The 16,514-nt window shown below is 70.0% G+C and carries 15 protein-coding genes; 4 read left to right on the top strand and 11 right to left on the bottom strand.

The window, feature by feature from the left end; translation table 11 throughout:
• Positions 1-115 precede the first annotated feature (115 nt).
• The gene (locus tag VF139_16895; protein ID HEX6853076.1) at positions 116-2,938 is read left to right on the top strand and encodes a VIT and VWA domain-containing protein; all 2,823 of its coding nucleotides are present in this window, start codon (positions 116-118) and stop codon (positions 2,936-2,938) included.
• A 1-nt stretch (position 2,939) separates the two neighbouring features.
• Here the strand turns inward: VF139_16895 and VF139_16890 are convergent, their stop codons facing one another.
• From VF139_16890 to VF139_16880, 3 genes are read right to left on the bottom strand one after another with little or no spacing between them, the layout of a single operon-like run.
• The gene (locus tag VF139_16890; protein HEX6853075.1) at positions 2,940-4,334 is read right to left on the bottom strand and encodes a serine protease; all 1,395 of its coding nucleotides are present in this window, start codon (positions 4,332-4,334) and stop codon (positions 2,940-2,942) included.
• A 58-nt stretch (positions 4,335-4,392) separates the two neighbouring features.
• Entirely contained in the window at positions 4,393-4,767 is a 375-nt protein-coding gene (locus VF139_16885) for a DUF423 domain-containing protein (GenBank protein HEX6853074.1), read from the bottom strand.
• 9 nt (positions 4,768-4,776) lie between these two features.
• Complete coding sequence (locus VF139_16880; GenBank protein ID HEX6853073.1) at positions 4,777-5,229, bottom strand: hypothetical protein; 453 nt, start codon at positions 5,227-5,229, stop codon at positions 4,777-4,779.
• 181 nt (positions 5,230-5,410) lie between these two features.
• On the opposite strand from VF139_16880, the gene VF139_16875 reads away from it, so the two are divergent.
• Positions 5,411-7,159, top strand: coding sequence for a winged helix-turn-helix domain-containing protein (locus VF139_16875; protein ID HEX6853072.1), 1,749 nt, complete (start codon positions 5,411-5,413; stop codon positions 7,157-7,159).
• Here VF139_16875 and VF139_16870 read toward each other — a convergent pair.
• The 5 genes from VF139_16870 to larB form a co-directional block, all read right to left on the bottom strand.
• Positions 7,152-7,724 (bottom strand): Crp/Fnr family transcriptional regulator, encoded by a 573-nt coding sequence (locus tag VF139_16870; protein ID HEX6853071.1) that lies wholly within the window; start codon positions 7,722-7,724, stop codon positions 7,152-7,154. The two genes, VF139_16875 and VF139_16870, sit on opposite strands and share 8 nt — an antisense overlap.
• Before the next feature lie 104 nt (positions 7,725-7,828).
• Positions 7,829-9,565, bottom strand: a complete 1,737-nt coding sequence (rpoD, locus tag VF139_16865; GenBank protein ID HEX6853070.1) for an RNA polymerase sigma factor RpoD — start codon at positions 9,563-9,565, stop codon at positions 7,829-7,831.
• Between the two features lie 15 nt (positions 9,566-9,580).
• Positions 9,581-11,341, bottom strand: coding sequence for a DNA primase (gene dnaG, locus VF139_16860; protein ID HEX6853069.1), 1,761 nt, complete (start codon positions 11,339-11,341; stop codon positions 9,581-9,583).
• A gap of 55 nt (positions 11,342-11,396) precedes the next feature.
• A complete protein-coding gene (gene rpsU / locus VF139_16855; GenBank protein HEX6853068.1) occupies positions 11,397-11,603 on the bottom strand; it encodes a 30S ribosomal protein S21 in 207 nt (68 codons plus the stop codon).
• Positions 11,604-11,782: 179 nt separating this feature from the next.
• Complete coding sequence (gene larB, locus VF139_16850; GenBank protein ID HEX6853067.1) at positions 11,783-12,559, bottom strand: nickel pincer cofactor biosynthesis protein LarB; 777 nt, start codon at positions 12,557-12,559, stop codon at positions 11,783-11,785.
• 80 nt (positions 12,560-12,639) lie between these two features.
• Here larB and VF139_16845 point away from each other — a divergent pair, with 80 nt between their 5' ends.
• Positions 12,640-12,996 (top strand): PilZ domain-containing protein, encoded by a 357-nt coding sequence (locus VF139_16845; protein HEX6853066.1) that lies wholly within the window; start codon positions 12,640-12,642, stop codon positions 12,994-12,996.
• Between the two features lie 140 nt (positions 12,997-13,136).
• Positions 13,137-13,412 carry an HU family DNA-binding protein gene (locus VF139_16840; protein HEX6853065.1) on the top strand — a complete coding sequence of 92 codons (276 nt, stop codon included), beginning with the start codon at positions 13,137-13,139 and terminating at the stop codon, positions 13,410-13,412.
• Between the two features lie 75 nt (positions 13,413-13,487).
• On the opposite strand, the gene VF139_16835 is transcribed toward VF139_16840, so the two are convergent.
• Genes VF139_16835 through VF139_16825 form a run of 3 tightly spaced genes read right to left on the bottom strand, consistent with a single transcriptional unit; the run spans position 13,488 to position 16,449 of the window.
• Positions 13,488-14,555: an acyl-CoA desaturase gene (locus VF139_16835; GenBank protein HEX6853064.1), complete on the bottom strand. Its 1,068-nt coding sequence runs from the start codon at positions 14,553-14,555 to the stop codon at positions 13,488-13,490.
• A complete protein-coding gene (locus tag VF139_16830) occupies positions 14,510-15,049 on the bottom strand; it encodes a methylated-DNA--[protein]-cysteine S-methyltransferase (GenBank protein HEX6853063.1) in 540 nt (179 codons plus the stop codon). Before VF139_16830 ends, VF139_16835 begins: the two co-directional genes overlap by 46 nt.
• Positions 15,046-16,449: an AlkA N-terminal domain-containing protein gene (locus tag VF139_16825; protein HEX6853062.1), complete on the bottom strand. Its 1,404-nt coding sequence runs from the start codon at positions 16,447-16,449 to the stop codon at positions 15,046-15,048. The genes VF139_16830 and VF139_16825 overlap by 4 nt, the downstream gene beginning before the upstream one ends.
• Between the last annotated feature and the right edge of the window lie 65 nt (positions 16,450-16,514).

Genomic DNA, 16,514 nt, shown 5'->3' with positions numbered 1-16,514 from the left:
CTCCGGACCGCGGGAGATCGTACGCCGCGGGTCCCTTGCCGCGCATCCCGATTCCTCGCCCTTCCTCCGGAACTTCCCGGGAGTAGTCCTGTCTCAAGCCCCAGGAGGTCGGACCATGAACCCGAGAATCCCCCTGCTCGCGGCGTTCCTCCTCTCCACCCTCCCCGTTACGGCCGCCGATTCCCCCGGTGCCCTCGTCGTGCAGGAGCCGGGCGGCGAGAAGGTCGCGATGCCCCTCGAGCACACGAAGGTGTCGATCGAGGTCTCCGCCTTCGTCGCCCGCGCCACGGTCGAGCAGACCTTCCGCAACCCCTTCGAGAAGCCGGTCGAGGCGCTCTACTCGTTCCCCCTCGGCGACCGCGCCGCGGTCGACGACTTCGAGATGGTCGTCGGCGATCGCGTGGTGCGGGGCGAGATCCGGCGGCGCGAGGACGCGCGGGAGGAGTACGAACGCGCGCGCAACGAGGGGTACCAGGCCGCCCTTCTCGAGCAGGAGCGGCCGAACCTGTTCACGCAGTCGGTTGCGAACCTCCTCCCCGGCGAGCCGATCGTCGTGCGCCTGCGAACGGTCGAGACCCTCGCCTACGAGCGCGGGATCTATCGCCTGACCTTCCCGCTGGTCGTCGGACCGCGCTACGTTCCCGGCGGAGGTCGGGTTCCCGATGCGTCGCGGGTATCGCCTCCCGTGCTGCAGCCCGGCACGCGCTCGGGACACGACGTCGAGATCGAGGTGGCGATCGACGCGGGAGTCCCGATCGGAAGCGTCGAAAGCCCGAGCCATCGGATCGGCGTGGCCCGCCAGGGTTCCGGGCGCGCCGCCGTGGTGCTGACCGACGCGGACACGATTCCCAACAAGGACTTCCTCCTGCGCTGGTCGGTCGCGTCGGAGGACCCCGCCGTCGGGGCTCTCGCCCACCGCGACGGCGTGGACGGCTTCTTCACGCTCATCGTCCAGCCGAAGGGGGAAGTCTCGGCGATCGAGGCCGCACCGAAGGAGATCACGTTCGTCGTCGATACTTCGGGGAGCATGCAGGGCGTGCCGATCGAGGCGTCCAAGCGCCTCGTCCAGAAGGCCCTTCGCGAGCTCGGGCCGAAGGACACCTTCAACCTGATCCGCTTCGCCGGCGACAACACGGTCTGGTCGAAGGATCCTCGCCCGAACACGCGCGCGGACGTCGAGGAGGCGATCGCGTGGCTGTCGAACCTGCGGGGCGGCGGCGGGACCGAGCTCCTCGCCGCGATGCGCGCCGCCTTCGCGAGGCCCGAAGACCCGAACCGGCTCCGCGTCGTGATCTTCGCGACCGACGGCTACGTCGGCAACGAGCCCGAGATCCTCTCCTCGATCGGCGGGGTCCTGGGCGATGCGCGGATCTACTGCGTCGGGATCGGCTCCTCGGTGAACCACTACCTCCTCGACCGGATGGCCGACCTCGGCCGAGGCGCCTACGTCTTCGTGCGCCCCGACGAGAAGGCCGACGACGCCCTCGCCGCCTTCCGCAGCTGGGTCACGCGCCCCTACCTGACCGACCTCGAGATCGACTGGGGCGGGCTTCCCGTCGCCGACGTGATCCCCGCGAGACCGCGCGATCTCTTCTCCGGGCAGACGCTCACGCTCGTCGGGCGTTACGTGGGTGCCGCGTCCGGTGACGTCGTCGTGCGCGGGAAGCTCGGGGGCGTCCCGTGGGAGCGACGCGTGAAGGTCGATCTCCCCGAACGCGCGGCGCGGCACGCGTCGCTCGCTTCGTTGTGGGCCCGCCGGCGCGTCGAGGGGCTGATGCTCGAGAGCGACGGCGACGTCCCCGACTCGATCCGCGCCGAGGTGACGGCGCTCGCGCTCGAGCACCGGATCCTCACGGCGTACACCTCGTTCCTCGCCGTCGACACCGCGCGTGTCGCCAACCCCGGAGGCGCGCAGACGACCCTGCACCAGGCCCTGCCGATGCCCGAGCACGTCTCCTTCGAAGGGATTTTCGGCGCGGACGGTCCGGCGGCGTTCCTGGCCGACACCCGTGCGGCGGTGCCCGAGGACGCGATTCCCGCCGAGGCGCTTCACGGCGTGCGGCAGGAGCGGGCCCGGTTGAAGTCGTTGGGTTACGTCGGTGGCGTGCCGGGAGGAGTCGTGGGCCAAGGGGTCCCCGTTGCCCCGCCCCCGGCTCCGCAGTCCCCCGTTCGCCGCGCGTCAAGCGCGATGACGGAAACGGTGACCGTGACCGCGGCGGCGCCGGTCCTCGAGCGGACGGCGGCCCTCTCGGCCAAGTTCGTGGTCGACGCGCGGGAGGCCGACGGCGACGGCAATCCGAATGTCCTCGGCGCGAGGGACCGGGACTTCCGCGCGAACGTGAGCGGGCCGTCGGCCTCCGACCCGCTGTCGGCAGCCTGGATCTCTCGGGTGAACGCCGACTCGATCGAGGAGGTGGAGGTGTTCCGCCCGCAGCTCGAGGCCTCCGCCCGGCTGCGCGACGCGGCCCTTCGCGTCCTCGCCGACCTCGCGGAGGACGGCAGGCTCTCCCCCTCGGGGGGAACACCGTCCCTCGCCGCCTTGCTCGCGGCGCAGCGCAAGGGAGGCGCGATCTCCGACGACGTCGGCGTCCACGCCCTCGCCACGTGGGCGCTCGCCGAGGCGGCGGTGCGCGGCAAGGACGAGCCGTGGCTGCTACGGGCCGCGAAGGACGCGGCGGCTCATCTCGAGACCGTCGCCAGGGACGCCGACGACGAAGGCAAGCGGTGGGCGCGGCTCGCGCTCGCGGTGGCCGCGCCGCGCTCGACGCGGCCCGCCGCCTCTCCCGCGGGTGCCTCGACGGAGTGGAAGCGGCTCGCGGCCGCGCTCGCCGCGGGGCCGTCCCCGGCGGCGAAGCTCGCGGGAGGGGAACCGTTCGATCGCCTCTGCGCGAACGCCCGCCGCGGTCACCTGCTGGCGACCGCGGCGAGCGTTCGATGAATCAGCGGCAGGCCTTGTTCTTCCCCTTGCCCAGGCAAAGGCCCGAGCAGCAGTCGGTGCCGCGCCGGCACGGCGCGTTGAAGGGGGCGCACGCCGGGGTGCAGGCCGAGGTGTTGAACGTGCACGAGGAGGTGCAGGAGAGCGTCCCGCCGGGGAATCCACGGCTTTCGCAGGTCTCCCCGCCGAGGTCGGACCCGTCGCACTGCTCGCCGGCATCCACGACGCCGTTCCCGCAGTTCTCGCCGCCACCGCCCGACGAGCAGGTCTGAATGTCGCTTCCGATCTGGCCGAGGATCAGGTCGCTGCGACCGCCGCTGTTGAGGCAGCCGCCGAAGTGATGGAGCGCGATCACCTGGTGCGTCTCCCCCGAGAGGACCGGCGAACCGGAGGAGCCGCCCGCCGTGTCGCAGTAGTAGCCGACGTCGGAGGTGGCGCTGTTCCCGGCGTAGGGGGCGGCGTCGACGCGGCAAAGGCCGCCGGTGTTGGACGCCGACTCGATGGAGAGCTTCTTGGGCCCGCCGCCGGGGTGTCCGGCGATGTAGATCCGCTCCCCGACGGCGGGGAGGCGATTCTCGAGGGTGAGGCACGGGATCGAGGTCGCGTCGCCGGTCGTGGTCATGAGCGTGTAGTCGAGGGTGGCGTCGGTCCGGACCAGCTGCGAGCCCATCACGGAGCCGGTGTAGCCCGCCGTCCCCGTCGCGCATCCCGGGGTCTGATACATGAAGCGCAGCTCCGTGGACTGCACGCCGCTCGTCGAAGCGGTGCAGTGGTTGTTCGTGAGGAACTGCCCGCTGTCGGAGACCTTGAACGCGGTGCACGACGAGCAGCAGCCGATCAGCGCGAGGACGGCTGCGCGCGACTTCTCGTATTCGGTCGTGTACGTCCCCGACGCATAGCAGGCGGCGTCCTTCCAGTCCTGCGTGCCGCAGACGCTCTCGGGGGACGGGTCGGACGGACGCTCGCCGACGAGGTCGACGATGCCGCGGCCGAACGCGTCGATCTCGAACCCGCCCTCACCGCCCACCGTCGCCTGCAGGCGCACGATCGCGGTGTCCCCGAGGATGGCCTGGGCCCAGAACTCCCCGGTGGAGTGAGGCCCCCTGCCGGTGTAGGTGAACGACTCCCCGCCGTCCGCGCTGGCGATCGTCACCCAGTCCCCCGGGGCGAGGTCGAACTTCGAGAAGTGGACGCGGATGTAAGTCGCGCCGGGATGCCGGACGACGAATTCGCGGGCGTCCGCCCCGAAGGCCTTGCCGTAGGGGCTCGGCGAGGCGAGTTGCAGGGGCTCGAGCTCACCGACCTTGTTCGGCGCGGGGGCCGCCGCGGCCGGGGCGGCCGCGAGGATCAGCGCCGCGGCGGCGCACACGAGTCCACGGACGAAAGTGTTCGAACGCACGGTTCCCTCCTCCTGAAGGTGCAAATCGGGCGGAGGGTACGGCGAGGACCCTGGAGGGTCAACCACGGATGCGCAGCGCGGCGACGGCGAGGGCGATCCAACCCGCGATGAAGGCGACTCCACCGATCGGCGTGATCGCCCCGAGCCAGCGCTGCCCGGAGAGCACGAGCACGTACAGGCTTCCGGAGAAGATCGCGATCCCGAGGACGAACAGCCACCCGGCCGCCTGCGTCCATCCGCCGCCCCAGCGCTCCGAGGCCCAGGCGGTCGCGAGCAGCGCGAGGACGTGGACGAGGTGGTACTTCACCGCCGTCTCCCACACCACGAGGAGATCGGGCCCCACGCGGGACTTGAGGCCGTGCGCGCCGAAGGCGCCGAGGGCGACCCCCAGGGCGCCGAGGATCGAACCGATGGCGAACCAGCGAGCGGCCATGGGCGCATGCTAGCCGCGCTCCGCCAGCTCCGCGAGCACGGCCCGTTCGATACTCGTCGCCTGGCGCTCCCCCTTCGCGTCGTCGGCGTCGGGCACGAGCGCGCCCGCCTGCTGGAGCACGTGCGCGAGCTCGTGGGCGAGCAGGGCGAGCGTCGCCGACTCCCCTCGCCCGACCGGCAGCAGCACCTCTCCGTCCACGCGGACCGGCCGCGAGGCGCGTTCGACGCGCAGGTTCGAATGGGCGCGAACCCGGGAGGTGGGTTGGGGGCGTTGGGTCACGCTCAGGCTGACGCCGTCGAGCGCGCGGACCTCCTCGAGGACCCGGGCGAGGGTGGGCGACCGCAGGACGCCCCGGTCGACGACCGGAGCGAGGCGCTTCCAGAGCGCAAGCTCGCCGCCGGCCTGCGCCGGGAGGGCAAGAGAGGAAACGAGGGCGAGCACGACGATGTAGTGGGCTTTCATGCCCGACACACCACACCGTCGCGCGCCTCATCTCCGTGCCCGGAGCCTCAGGCGAACCTCAAACGAATCTCACCGCGTAACTCGTTGATCTCATGCGGGTTGAGCATCGTTGTTTTCGACGATTCTCCGTGCCCGAAACGGCCCGAGCCCGTACAATCTCCGGCATCACCCGAGGGAATCGATGGGTTTGGAAGCCGTCCATCCGCGCCGCGTGATTCGATTCGGCGTCTTCGAGGTCGACCTCGATGCCGGGGAGCTGCGAAAGCGCGGCACGCGCGTTCGCCTGCAGGACCGGCCGTTCCGCATCCTCGAGTTGCTCCTCGAGCGATCGGGACGGGTCGTCACCCGGCAGGAGTTGCGCGAACGCCTCTGGGCGCAGGACACCTTCGTCGACTTCGAGCACGGGCTCAACGCGGCGATGAACAAGCTCCGCGACGCCCTGGGGGACGCCGCGTCGAGTCCCCGCTTCATCGAGACCCTGCCCCGGCGGGGTTACCGGTTCCTCGTCTCCCCTTGGTCGGCCACCGGCGACCTCGAGGTGCGGGTGGAGCGCTCGATGCTCGCGGTCCTTCCTTTCCGCAACGTCGGCGAGGATCCGCGCCACGAGTTGTTCACCGACGGATTGACCCAGGAGATGGTGATCCGTCTCGGCCGCCTGTGCCGTTCCAAGCTCGGCATCATCGCCACCCCGTCCGTGCAGCGTTACCGCAACGGCGACCGGGCTCCCGAACGCGTGGGGCGCGAGCTGGGTGTGGACTTCGTCCTCGACGGCACCGTGCGACGCGCGAACGGCCGGGTGCGGATCGGCGCGCAGCTCATCCAGGTGCGCGATCGCACGGTCCTGTGGGCGGACACGATCGAACGCGACGCCTCGGACGAGTTCGCCGTGCAGCGCGAGGTCTCCACCCACGTCGCAGGGGCGCTCGCGCTGGAGTTCCTCCCGGAGGACACGGAGGCGGCGGACACCCCCGTCAAGCTCTCGGAATGGCGCGAGGTCTACCTCGTCGGCCGGCACTGGCTCGCCAAGCGCACGCCGGACGCCCTGCGCGCCTCGCTCGAGTACTTCCGCCGCGCGCAGGCGATCGACCCGGCCTGCGCGGTCACCCTGGCGTCGATCGCGGAGACGCTCGCGCTCGGGGTGGAGTACGGAGTGTTCCGACCCGAATCCGCGCTCCCCGAGGCGAAGGAGTCGGTGCTCCTCGCGCTCGAGACCGACCCGGCGGCGGGCGACGCGTACATGACGCTCGGGTTCCTGAAGCACCGCTGGGAGTGGGACTGGACCGCGGCCGAGGAGGCGTACACCCGGTCGATCGAACTCAACCCGAGCTGCTCGTCCGCGCTCCACAACTACGCGCAGTTCCTCTCCCACCGGGGGCGTCACGACGACGCGATCGACGCGCTGCGGAGGGCGATCCGCCTCGACCCGTACTCCCTCGTGATGCGCAGCGAGGAGTCGTGCCTTCTCGTCAACGCCGGACGGAACGACGAGGCGCAGGCGGTGATCGGCCGCGTCCTCGAGATGGACCCGGACTACGCGGTCGCGTGGAACTCCAAGGCGCGGGGATTGCTCGCGGTCGGCCGCTTCGACGAGGCGGTCGACGCGGCGCGCCGCGCGGTCGCGACGGCGGGGGGGACGCCCTACGTCTCCGCGACGCTCGGGGCGGCGCTGGCGCTCGCCGGGTACCCGCACGAGGCGCGCCGACTGCTCGCGGAGATGGACCCGTCGTGCCGGTCGACGTACCACTCGCCCGTCCACATCGCGCGGGTGCACGCCGCGCTGGGCGAGGAGGAGGCGGCGATCGGATTCCTGGAGGAGGGGCTGCGCGTCCACGCCCTCGAGATGGTCCAGTTGCGGAACGACCCGGAGCTGCGGTCCCTGCGCAAGTCTCCGGCCTTCGAGCGGATCGCGGCGGCCGTCGGGCTCAGGTAAGCCGGCGCAGCTTCGCGGGGTCGAGCACCGTGACCCGGGGACCGTCGACGCGCACGATCCCCTGCCGGATCAGGCGGGAGAAGGTCCGCGAGAGCGTCTCGTGCACCGTCCCCAGGTAGGAGGCCAGGGAGCTCTTCGCGAGCGGGAGCGTGAGCGACGGTTGCGGGTCGCCGGCGACTCCCGCGCGTTCGAGCTCGCGCAGGAGGTACCGGGCCACGCGCGCCTCCACCTCGCGCATGGTCACGTTCTCGAGCTGCTGGCTGAGCTCGTCGTTGCGGGCGACGAGGGCCCGCGCGACGTCCCACGCCAGCTCCGGGTGGCGCTTGAGGAACGGGACGAAGCGCTCGCGGGGGAGGAAGAGGAGATCGGCGTCCCGGGTCGCGCGAGCGTGGGCCCGGTAGGTGTCGCGGTCCCTCCCGAAGACTCCGGCGACCGCCACCGCGTCCCCCGGACGGCAGACGTGGAGGATCAGCATGCGGCCGTCCTCGGCGAGCCGGTAGACGACGACGAGCCCCGTGAGCACGACGTAGGAGCCCTCGAAGGGCTCCCCGTCGGCGAAGAGGATCTCCTTGCGCCGCCGATGGAGGATCCGCCCGATACCCGCCAGCTCCGCGAGGGATTCTTCCTCGAGCTCGGCGAACAGCGGGAGCGAACGGATCCGGTCGACGATCAGTGCGTCTTCTCCTCGAGAAACACCCGCAGCATCTTGCTCCGGCTCGGGTGACGCAGCTTGCGCAGCGCCTTCGACTCGATCTGCCGGATCCGCTCGCGCGTGACCGCGAACGACTGGCCGACCTCCTCGAGGGTGTGTTCGCTCCCGTCTCCGACGCCGAAACGCATCTTGAGGACCTTCTCCTCGCGCGGCGTGAGCGTCTTGAGGACGGACTGCGTCTGCTCGCGGAGGTTCACCTGGATCACGGCCTCCATCGGGGAGACCGCCGAGCGGTCCTCGATGAAGTCCTTCAGGTGCGAGTCCTCCTCCTCGCCGATCGGAGTCTCGAGCGAGATGGGCTCCTGGGCGATCTTGAGGACCTTGCGGACCTTCGCCACCGGGATCCCCATCTTGCGCGCGATCTCCTCGGGGGTCGGCTCGCGGCCGTACTCCTGGACGAGGCTGCGCTGCGTGCGGACGAGCTTGTTGATCGTCTCGATCATGTGCACCGGAATGCGGATCGTGCGCGCCTGGTCCGCGATCGCGCGCGTGATCGCCTGCCGGATCCACCAGGTCGCGTACGTCGAGAACTTGTAGCCGCGGCGGTACTCGAACTTGTCCACCGCCTTCATCAACCCGATGTTGCCTTCCTGGATCAGGTCGAGGAACTGCAGGCCGCGGTTCGTGTATTTCTTGGCGATCGACACGACCAGGCGCAGGTTGGCCTCGATCAGCTCGCTCTTGGCCTTCTTGGCCTCGCGCATCCCGCGGTGGATCGACTGCGCGACCGACGCGAGCTCCTCGCGCTCGCAGCCCATCTCCTCCTCGATCCCCTTGATGTCCGCGCGCAGCCCGTCGACCTTCCGGCGCACCTCGCGCTTGAGCGACGCGTCGCGGTACGACTTCGCGCGCGTGTTGAGCTCCTGGATCGAGCGGTGATGGCGGCGGATCTTCAGCTCCGCGTCGAGGACCGCCTTCGCCAGCGCGTCCACCTGCGACGGTGCGAGCTTGAGATTGCGGAACTCGCGGGCGACCTTCACGCGCAGGCGCGCGATCTTCCACTCGGCGTTCCGCCAGGCCTTGCCGCCCGGCTTCAGGCGGCGCCCCGCCTTCTGCGCGGCCTCGATCTGGCCGATGTGGCGCACGATCTTCGAGATCACGCCCTTGGCGCGCTCGAGGCGGACGCGGGACTTGTCCTCCTCGTCCTCCGCGCCGGTGAAGACGTTCGCCGAGACCTGGTTCTTCTTGATCCGCTCGCCGATCGCGCGAATCTCCGCCAGCACGTACGTCGAGCGGGAGAGGGCCTTGAGCACGAGCCGCTCGCCGCGCTCGATGCGGCGCGCGATCGACACCTCGCCTTCGCGCGTGAGCAGCGGGACGGTGCCCATCTCCCGGAGGTACATCCGGACCGGGTCGTTGGTCTTCTCGAGGGGGGACGCCACCGGCTCGTTCTTGCCGTCCTCCTCCTTCTCGGCGGGGACGTCCTTGGACGAGACCGCCTTGCGCTCGGTGTCCTCGCCCGTGGCGACCGCCTCGCGGCCGTCGGCGTCGACGAGGGTGATGCCGTGGGTCTCGAAGACGGTGAAGACCTCCTCGATCTCCTCGGGCGAGGAGCTGACCTCGTCCGGGAGAACCTCGTTGATCTCCTCGTACGTGAGGTACCCCTTTTCGCGGCCGTTGGCCACGAGCTGGCGCACCTCGTCGTACTTCTCCTCGACCGACGAGAGGCTCTCGCGCTTCTTCTTGTTGCTCATCGCTCCTCGCTCGTCCTATCTCTGCAACGCGTCGATCTCGCGGGCGAGGCGGAGCTTCGCCGCGAGAAGGTCGTCCACCGCGTCGGGCGCGGCGTCCTGGATCCTGCGGGCGACGTCGCGCCCCTCCCGCCGCAGGCGGCGGCGGCGAAGGGTCTCGAGGCACCCGGCGAATTCGTTGTCCGACGGCTCGGCCTCGTCGTGGAAGGCGATCCGCGCGACGAGATCGCGCAGGTCGTCCCGGTCGAGAGCGGCCATCACCGACGGTGGGTCCACCGAAGCTCCGGCCCCCTCGAGATCGAGGATGATCTGCACGATCGGGGCCACGCGATCCGCGTCGAGCTCGGAGGGGTCGAGCCCCTTTCGGGCCTGGTCCCGGCAGGCGGGGTCGCGGAGCAAAAGGGCGACGATCCGGGACTCCAGCGCCGACACGGCGGCCTGCGGCTCGGCCCGGTGCCGGATGGCGGCCTTTCCGTGGCGCAACGCGCCGCGTAGCTCCTGGAGGACGAGCTCGTCCTCGATTCCGAGGACCCCGGCGATCTTCCCGGCCCATGCGGCCCGCTCGATTGCGTTCGGAAGGCTCGCCAGGCGGGGAAGGAGGGCGTTCACCGCCTCGACCTTCCCGGCGACCGTCGCCACGTCGCGGGCGGCCGCCTCCCGGGCGATCAGGAAGTCGAGATACCCCGGCGCCTGGCGGACCAGCCGGTCGTAGGCTTCGAAACCCTCCTTACGGAGATAGTCGTCCGGGTCCATCCCCCCCGGAATCGCGGCGACCCGGACCTCGAACCCACGATCGAGGAAGGTGTCCAAGGAGCGCGCCGCGGCGGAGCCTCCGGCGGCATCGCCGTCGTAGGAAACCACGACCCGGTTCGCGTACCGTCCTAGGAGGCGGGCCTGGGACGGGGTCAGCGCGGTCCCGAGCGAGGCGACGGCGTGGCCGAACCCCGCCTGGTGGAGCGCGGCGAGGTCGAGGTACCCCTCGACCAGGATCGCGAAACCCTCCTTCCGGATCGCTTCCTTGGCGAGGTGGAGCCCGTAGAGGTGCTCCCCCTTCACGTAAGCGGGGGTCTCGGGGGAGTTCAGGTACTTCGGTTCCCCGGCCCCCAGAATGCGTCCTCCGAAGGCCACCGTCCGCCCCGAAACATCCCGGATCGGGAAGGTCAGGCGACCGCGAAAGCGGTCGTACGATCCGGTGCCGGTCTTCCGAGGCACCGAGAGACCACCCGCCAGGCACTCCTGTTCCGTGAAGCGCCGGGCCCGAAGGTGGTTCGACAACCCGTCCCAGCTGTCGGGGGCCCACCCGAGATCCAGGCGCTCGGCGGTGGCGTCGTCGATTCCCCGCTTGGCGAGGTAGGCCCGGCCCTCGCGACCATCGACCGGGTCGAGCAGCCGCTCCCGGAACCAGGCCGCGGCGGCATCGTTCATTTCGATGAGTCGGCGGCGGAGCCGGTCCTCGGGTGAATCGGTCTGCTCGGGGATCTTCACCCCGAAGCGGCGGGCGAGGAACTCGACGGAGCCGGGAAAATCCGTCTTTTCGTAGAGTTGGACGAACTTGAAGACGTCCCCCCCGGCCTGACACCCGAAACAGTAGAAGAGCTGCTGGTCGGGATCGACGGAGAACGAGGGGGTCTTTTCCTGATGGAAAGGGCAGAGACCTTTGAGGCGACGTCCCGCCTGCTTGAGGGGGACATAGTCCGAAACCAGCCGGACGATGTCCGCGGCGCTTCGGACGGTCGCGACGAAGTCCTTCGTCAAGGCCACGCCCAACGGGGCACCCACGAGCCGACGACAAGGGGCGGGACCTGCCGGTCCCGCCCCGAGCCGGACAAAGGGTCTAAGCGTTCTGGCGGCGTTCCTGTGCGAGACGCTTCAGAAGCTTCTTACGCGCGGCCAGCGCCTTGCGCTTACGCTTGACGCTCGGCTTCTCGTAATGCTGGCGCTTCTTGATCTCGGTAAGGATCCCCGACTTCTCGCACTTCCGCTTGAAGCGCTTCAAGGCGTTTTCGAGGCTCTCGTCCTCGCGCACCTTGATCAGCGGCATGTTCGAACTCACCCGCCTTTCCTACCAGAATGGATGCGTGGCAAACGCGCCATCCTAGTCTCGCCCCCACGGCACCGTCAAGCGAGCGGCCGGACCGGCAATGTGGGCTTTCACGCTTCGGGCTTTATATACGGGGGGTATTCGCCGCTGTCCACACCGAGGCGTGGGAATTGCGACGATTACGACGCGGAAATCCGGTGTCCGGACCGCCGGTTGCGGTTGATCAGGGAAGCGAGCACCCCGGCCCCGTAGCCGTTGTTGATGTTGACCACGGCCACCCCGGCCGAGCAACTGTTGAGCATCGCGAGCAGCGCGGCGTACCCCCCTGCCCCCGTACCGTAGCCGGTGCTGGTCGGCACGCCGACGATGGGACAGTCGACCAGGCCTGCGACCACGGACGGCAAGGCCCCCTCCATCCCCGCCACGACCACGATCACCCTCGCCGACTCGAGTGCCTTGCGGTGGCGGAAGAGCCGGTGGAGTCCGGCGACTCCCACGTCTTCGATGCGGTGCACGGATTCCCCGAGCAGTTCGGCGGTCAGCGCCGCTTCCTCGGCAATCGGAAGGTCGGAGGTCCCCGCGGTCATCACGACGACCCCCGGCCGTCCCTTCCTCCGCCGTCCCGCACGGAGCACGAGCGCCTGCGCCGCCGCGTGGTACTCCACCTCCGGGTGCGCGGCCGCGACCGCGGCGTGGACCTCGGGACCGACCCGGGTGACGAGGGCTGTCTGACCATGGTGCTTGAATCGCCCGACGATCGCGACGATCTGCTCGACCGACTTTCCCGCACCGTAGACCGCCTCGGGAATCCCGCGTCGCAATGCACGGTGCATGTCGAGTGTCGCGAAGCCGAGCTCGTCCGCCGGCATGCCGCGCAGCCGGTCGATCGCGTCCTCGACCTTCGTCGTCCCCGATCGAACCTTGAGGAGCAGTCGGCGCAGCGCGGCTTGGTCCATGGGGTCTCCGGAACCTCGTGCGGGAAGGCCGGAATTATCGCCCACCGTGCTACATTTCCGCGACCCGGAGGGGGGATTCCTTGAGCAAGCAACACGCCGAACGCCGTTCGCACGCGAGATTCCAGCGCTCGTTCGACATCGAGGGGCAGGACGGCGCGACGATCGCCCGAATGACCGCCAGCGACCTCTCGCTCGGCGGGCTCTACTGCTCCTCCACCCACGACTTCCCGGAGATGACCCGCCTTGCCGTCCGCATGTTGCTGCCCAACGGCGCCGGCCCGGAACCGGTCGATGCGGAAGCGGTCGTCGTCCGCAGGAAGAAGCTGAAGTCCCCGACGGGGAACGGCCCTCGCTTCGAGCTGGCGTTGTTCTTCACCCACGTCGACGACGCCGGGCGCGAGCGCCTCGCGCGCTTCCTCGCCGCCGGCGCGCACTGAAGTCGCGACCGCGTCGCGTGGAATCCCGCGTCCGGCGCGGGTTTTCGCGGGTTTCGATCTTGACACCTCCGCGCGCGAAAGCTGTAATGCGTTTGCCTTCGCGGGAGCGAAGAGACCATTACGGAAGGAGGTGAAATCGAATGAACAAGGCAACCCTGATCGCCAAGATCTCGGACGACGCCGGGATCACCCGCGCCGCCGCGGCGACCGCCGTCGAGAGCCTCATCGAGGGGATCACGACGACGCTCAAGAAGGGTCAGCGCGTGACGCTCGTCGGCTTCGGCACGTTCGGCGTCAGCAAGCGCAAGGCTCGTACGGGGCGCAACCCGCAGACCGGCGAGTCGATCAAGATCAAGGCGAAGACGATCGCTCGCTTCAAGGCGGGCGCCCAGCTCACCAAGAAGCTCAACAAGTAGTCGTTCGCCCAAGAGATCCTGAAAGAAATCCCACCCAAGGTCCGGAGGCGGCTCCAAGCCGCCTCCGCGGCCTGCTCAGGCCGCGGCCTTCCCCATCTCGCGAAGGAATCGATAATGCGCCGCGATCGCCGACGCGAACGTCGGATGCGCGGAGTAGCGCACGCCGAAGCGCCGGCTGACGTCCTCGACGATCTTCGCGATCTCGGGGTAGTGCACGTGGGAGACGCGGGGGAAGAGGTGGTGCTCGATCTGGAAGTTCAACCCGCCGGCGTACCAGGCGAGTAGCCGGCTGCCGCGCGCGAAGTCCACCGTCGTCTGGACCTGGTGGCGCGCCCAGTCGTCCGCGACGACCTGGGGCTCGGGCTGTCGCAGCGGATGTTCGGCCTCCCCGACGCTGTGCGCGAGCTGGAAGACGACCGCGAGCACGATGCCCACCGCCCCCATGACGGCGAGGTAGATCGCGAGTACGGCCCCGAACGGATGCAGGAGCGAGGGGACGCCGAACGCGACGCCGAAGAAGAAGACCTTCCCGACGATCAGCAGCGCGAGGTCCTTGCCTTTGGGACGCGGGAGCGGCTGCTCGCCGAGACGACCGCGCGCCACGCGGAAGAAGTCGTCGAAGAGCTGCCACTTCACGCCCATGACCGCATACAGCGGCCAGAGATAGAACTGCTGGAAGCGGTGGAAGGGCAGGCGGCGCTGCGCGGGCGAGAGCCGGCCGAGGATCCCGATCGAGATGTCGTCGTCGACCCCGGCGAGGTTCGTGTAGGTGTGGTGGTAGACGTTGTGCTTGTAGAACCAGATGTACGAGCTGCCGCCGATCGCGTCGAGGGCGTACCCCATCGCGCGGTTGACCCACGGACGTTCGGAGAAGGCGCCGTGGTTGGCGTCGTGCTGGATGTTGAACCCGACCGCGGCGATCGCGAGGGCGGTCGAGAGGGCGGCCAGGGCGATCGTGACGGGGCCGCTTGCGACGAACACGAGGGCGACGTAGCTGGCCGCCAGCCAGCAGGCGATGGTGCCGGTCTTCGTCCAAAGGCGTGAGCCCCCGCGCGGGGAAGCCCCGGCGCGCGCAAAATAGGCCTCTACCTTGGCTTTCAGCTCGGAATGGAACTCGCTCGCCGGTGCGAACTTGGGATGCAATCATGCCTCACGGGTTGGGGACCCGGAGGCACTGTACACCGGGCCGGTCCGATCGACCCCTCGAGCCGCAGCAATGCCCCCTTCCGAGCCAGCCCCCCCGCGTACCCCGTGAGCGACCCGTCCGCGCCGATCACCCGATGACACGGGACCACGATCGCGATCGGGTTCCTCCCGTTGGCCGCCCCGACCGCGCGCGAGGCCTTCGGATCGCCGACCCGACCGGCCAGCTCGCCGTACGAGAGGGTCGTCCCGAGGGGGATCGTCTCCAGCTCCCGCCAGACCCGGCGCTGGAAGTCCGTCCCCTTGGGAGCGAGCGGCAGTTCGAAGCGCTCGCGCCTCCCCTCGAAATACTGCCGGAGCTCCTCCACCGCCCGACGAAGCAACGGATCCTCGGTCGAGGTCGGCGGTCCGTCCACGAAGCGGATCGCCGTGATCGCGCCGGCCTCGGCTTCGATCTCGACCGTACCGATCGGGGAATGCATGCGCACGTTCATCGTTCCTCCTTGATCGACTGCCAGAGGTGCATGGCCGCGTAGGCCCGCCAGGGGCGCCACCCTTCCGCGCGGGTGAGCGCCTCGCGCGCCGCGACGCCGCCGAGCGCCCGGCGGAGGACGAGGTCCCCCTCGGGAAACGCGTCCGGCCATGCGAGGGTCCGCATCGCCAGGTACTGCGCGGTCCAGGGGCCGACTCCCGGAAGCGCCAGCAGGGAATCGAGCGTCGACGGAACGTCCGTACCCGGTTCGAGACGGATCCCCGACGCCGCGAGCGCGCGAATCGCATCGGCTCGGGCGCGGAGGATGCCGTGCGCCTCGATCGCGGCGTCCTTCAGGCGTGATGGAGTCGGGAAGATCGTGGTCAGCTCCGCGTGCGGCGTCTCGATGGATCGCCCGAACGCCGTGGCCACGCGTCCCGCGAGGGTGCTCGCCGCCTTGACGCTCACCTGCTGGCCGAGAATCGCGCGCACGGCGACCTCGAATCCGTCGAAGGCTCCGGGCACGCGCAGCCCCGGGCGCTTCGCGGCGAGCGACCCGAGCACCTTCGCAATCGCGTCGGGACGGGCCCCGAGGTCGAACAGTCGTTTCACGCGAACGAGGACCGCGGGGACCACGGGAGCGAGCGACGCGGACAGGGTCACGCGAAGGGCGTCGCGGCCACGCGCGTTCTCGACGCGCAGCCAGCCGTCGTGCCTGTCGATCGAGACCGTCCGGAGATACGTTCGTTTCTCGATCGCCTCGACCCCCGTGATCGCGCGGGCTCCGAGGAACTCGAGGATCTCGTTCCACGCGTACGGGGGTCGGTACGCCAGCTCGAGGACGAGCTCGGGGCCGCGGGTCCTCGCGGTGTCGCGGCGGAGCTCCGACGGCGCGAGTCGATAACGCTCCTTGAACGAGCTCTGGAAGCGGCGAAGGCTCCGAAACCCGCTCGCGTGGGCGACGTCGGTCACGGAGAGGCCCGTGTCGGTGAGGAGCCGCTTCGCGGAGAGCAGCCGCTGGGTCTGCGCGTACGCGACGGGGCTCACGCCGAACTCCGCGGTGAACACGCGCCGCAGGTGGCGGGAGGTGACGTCGAGTCGCCTCGCGAGCCGTTCGAGCGTCGCCGGGTTCCCCTCCTCGAGCCAAAGCGCCGCCGCGTAGGCGAGCCGGCGCGGGGCATCGGCCGGCGAGAAGCCGGGGGCGAGCTCCGGGCGGCAGCGCAGGCACGGCCGAAAACCCTCCGACTCCGCCGCGGCCGCGGAGGGGTGGAAGGTGCAGTGTTCGCGCTTGGGGGGCCGTGCGGGGCAGATCGGACGGCAATAGATGCGTGTCGACGTCACGCCGACGAAGAAACGCCCGTCGAACCGGGCGTCGTGGGTGCGCACCGCGCGCCAGCAGCTTTCGGGGTCGAGGGCGTTCATGCCCGGAAGCGTACGCGCGGGTCCCCGTCGTCGCACGCCGTTTTCGGACGTCGAACGAAAAGGGG

This window comes from Candidatus Polarisedimenticolaceae bacterium (assembly GCA_036376135.1).
Classification (GTDB): domain Bacteria; phylum Acidobacteriota; class Polarisedimenticolia; order Polarisedimenticolales; family DASRJG01; genus DASVAW01.
This window is presented reverse-complemented; position numbering and strand designations above follow the sequence as displayed.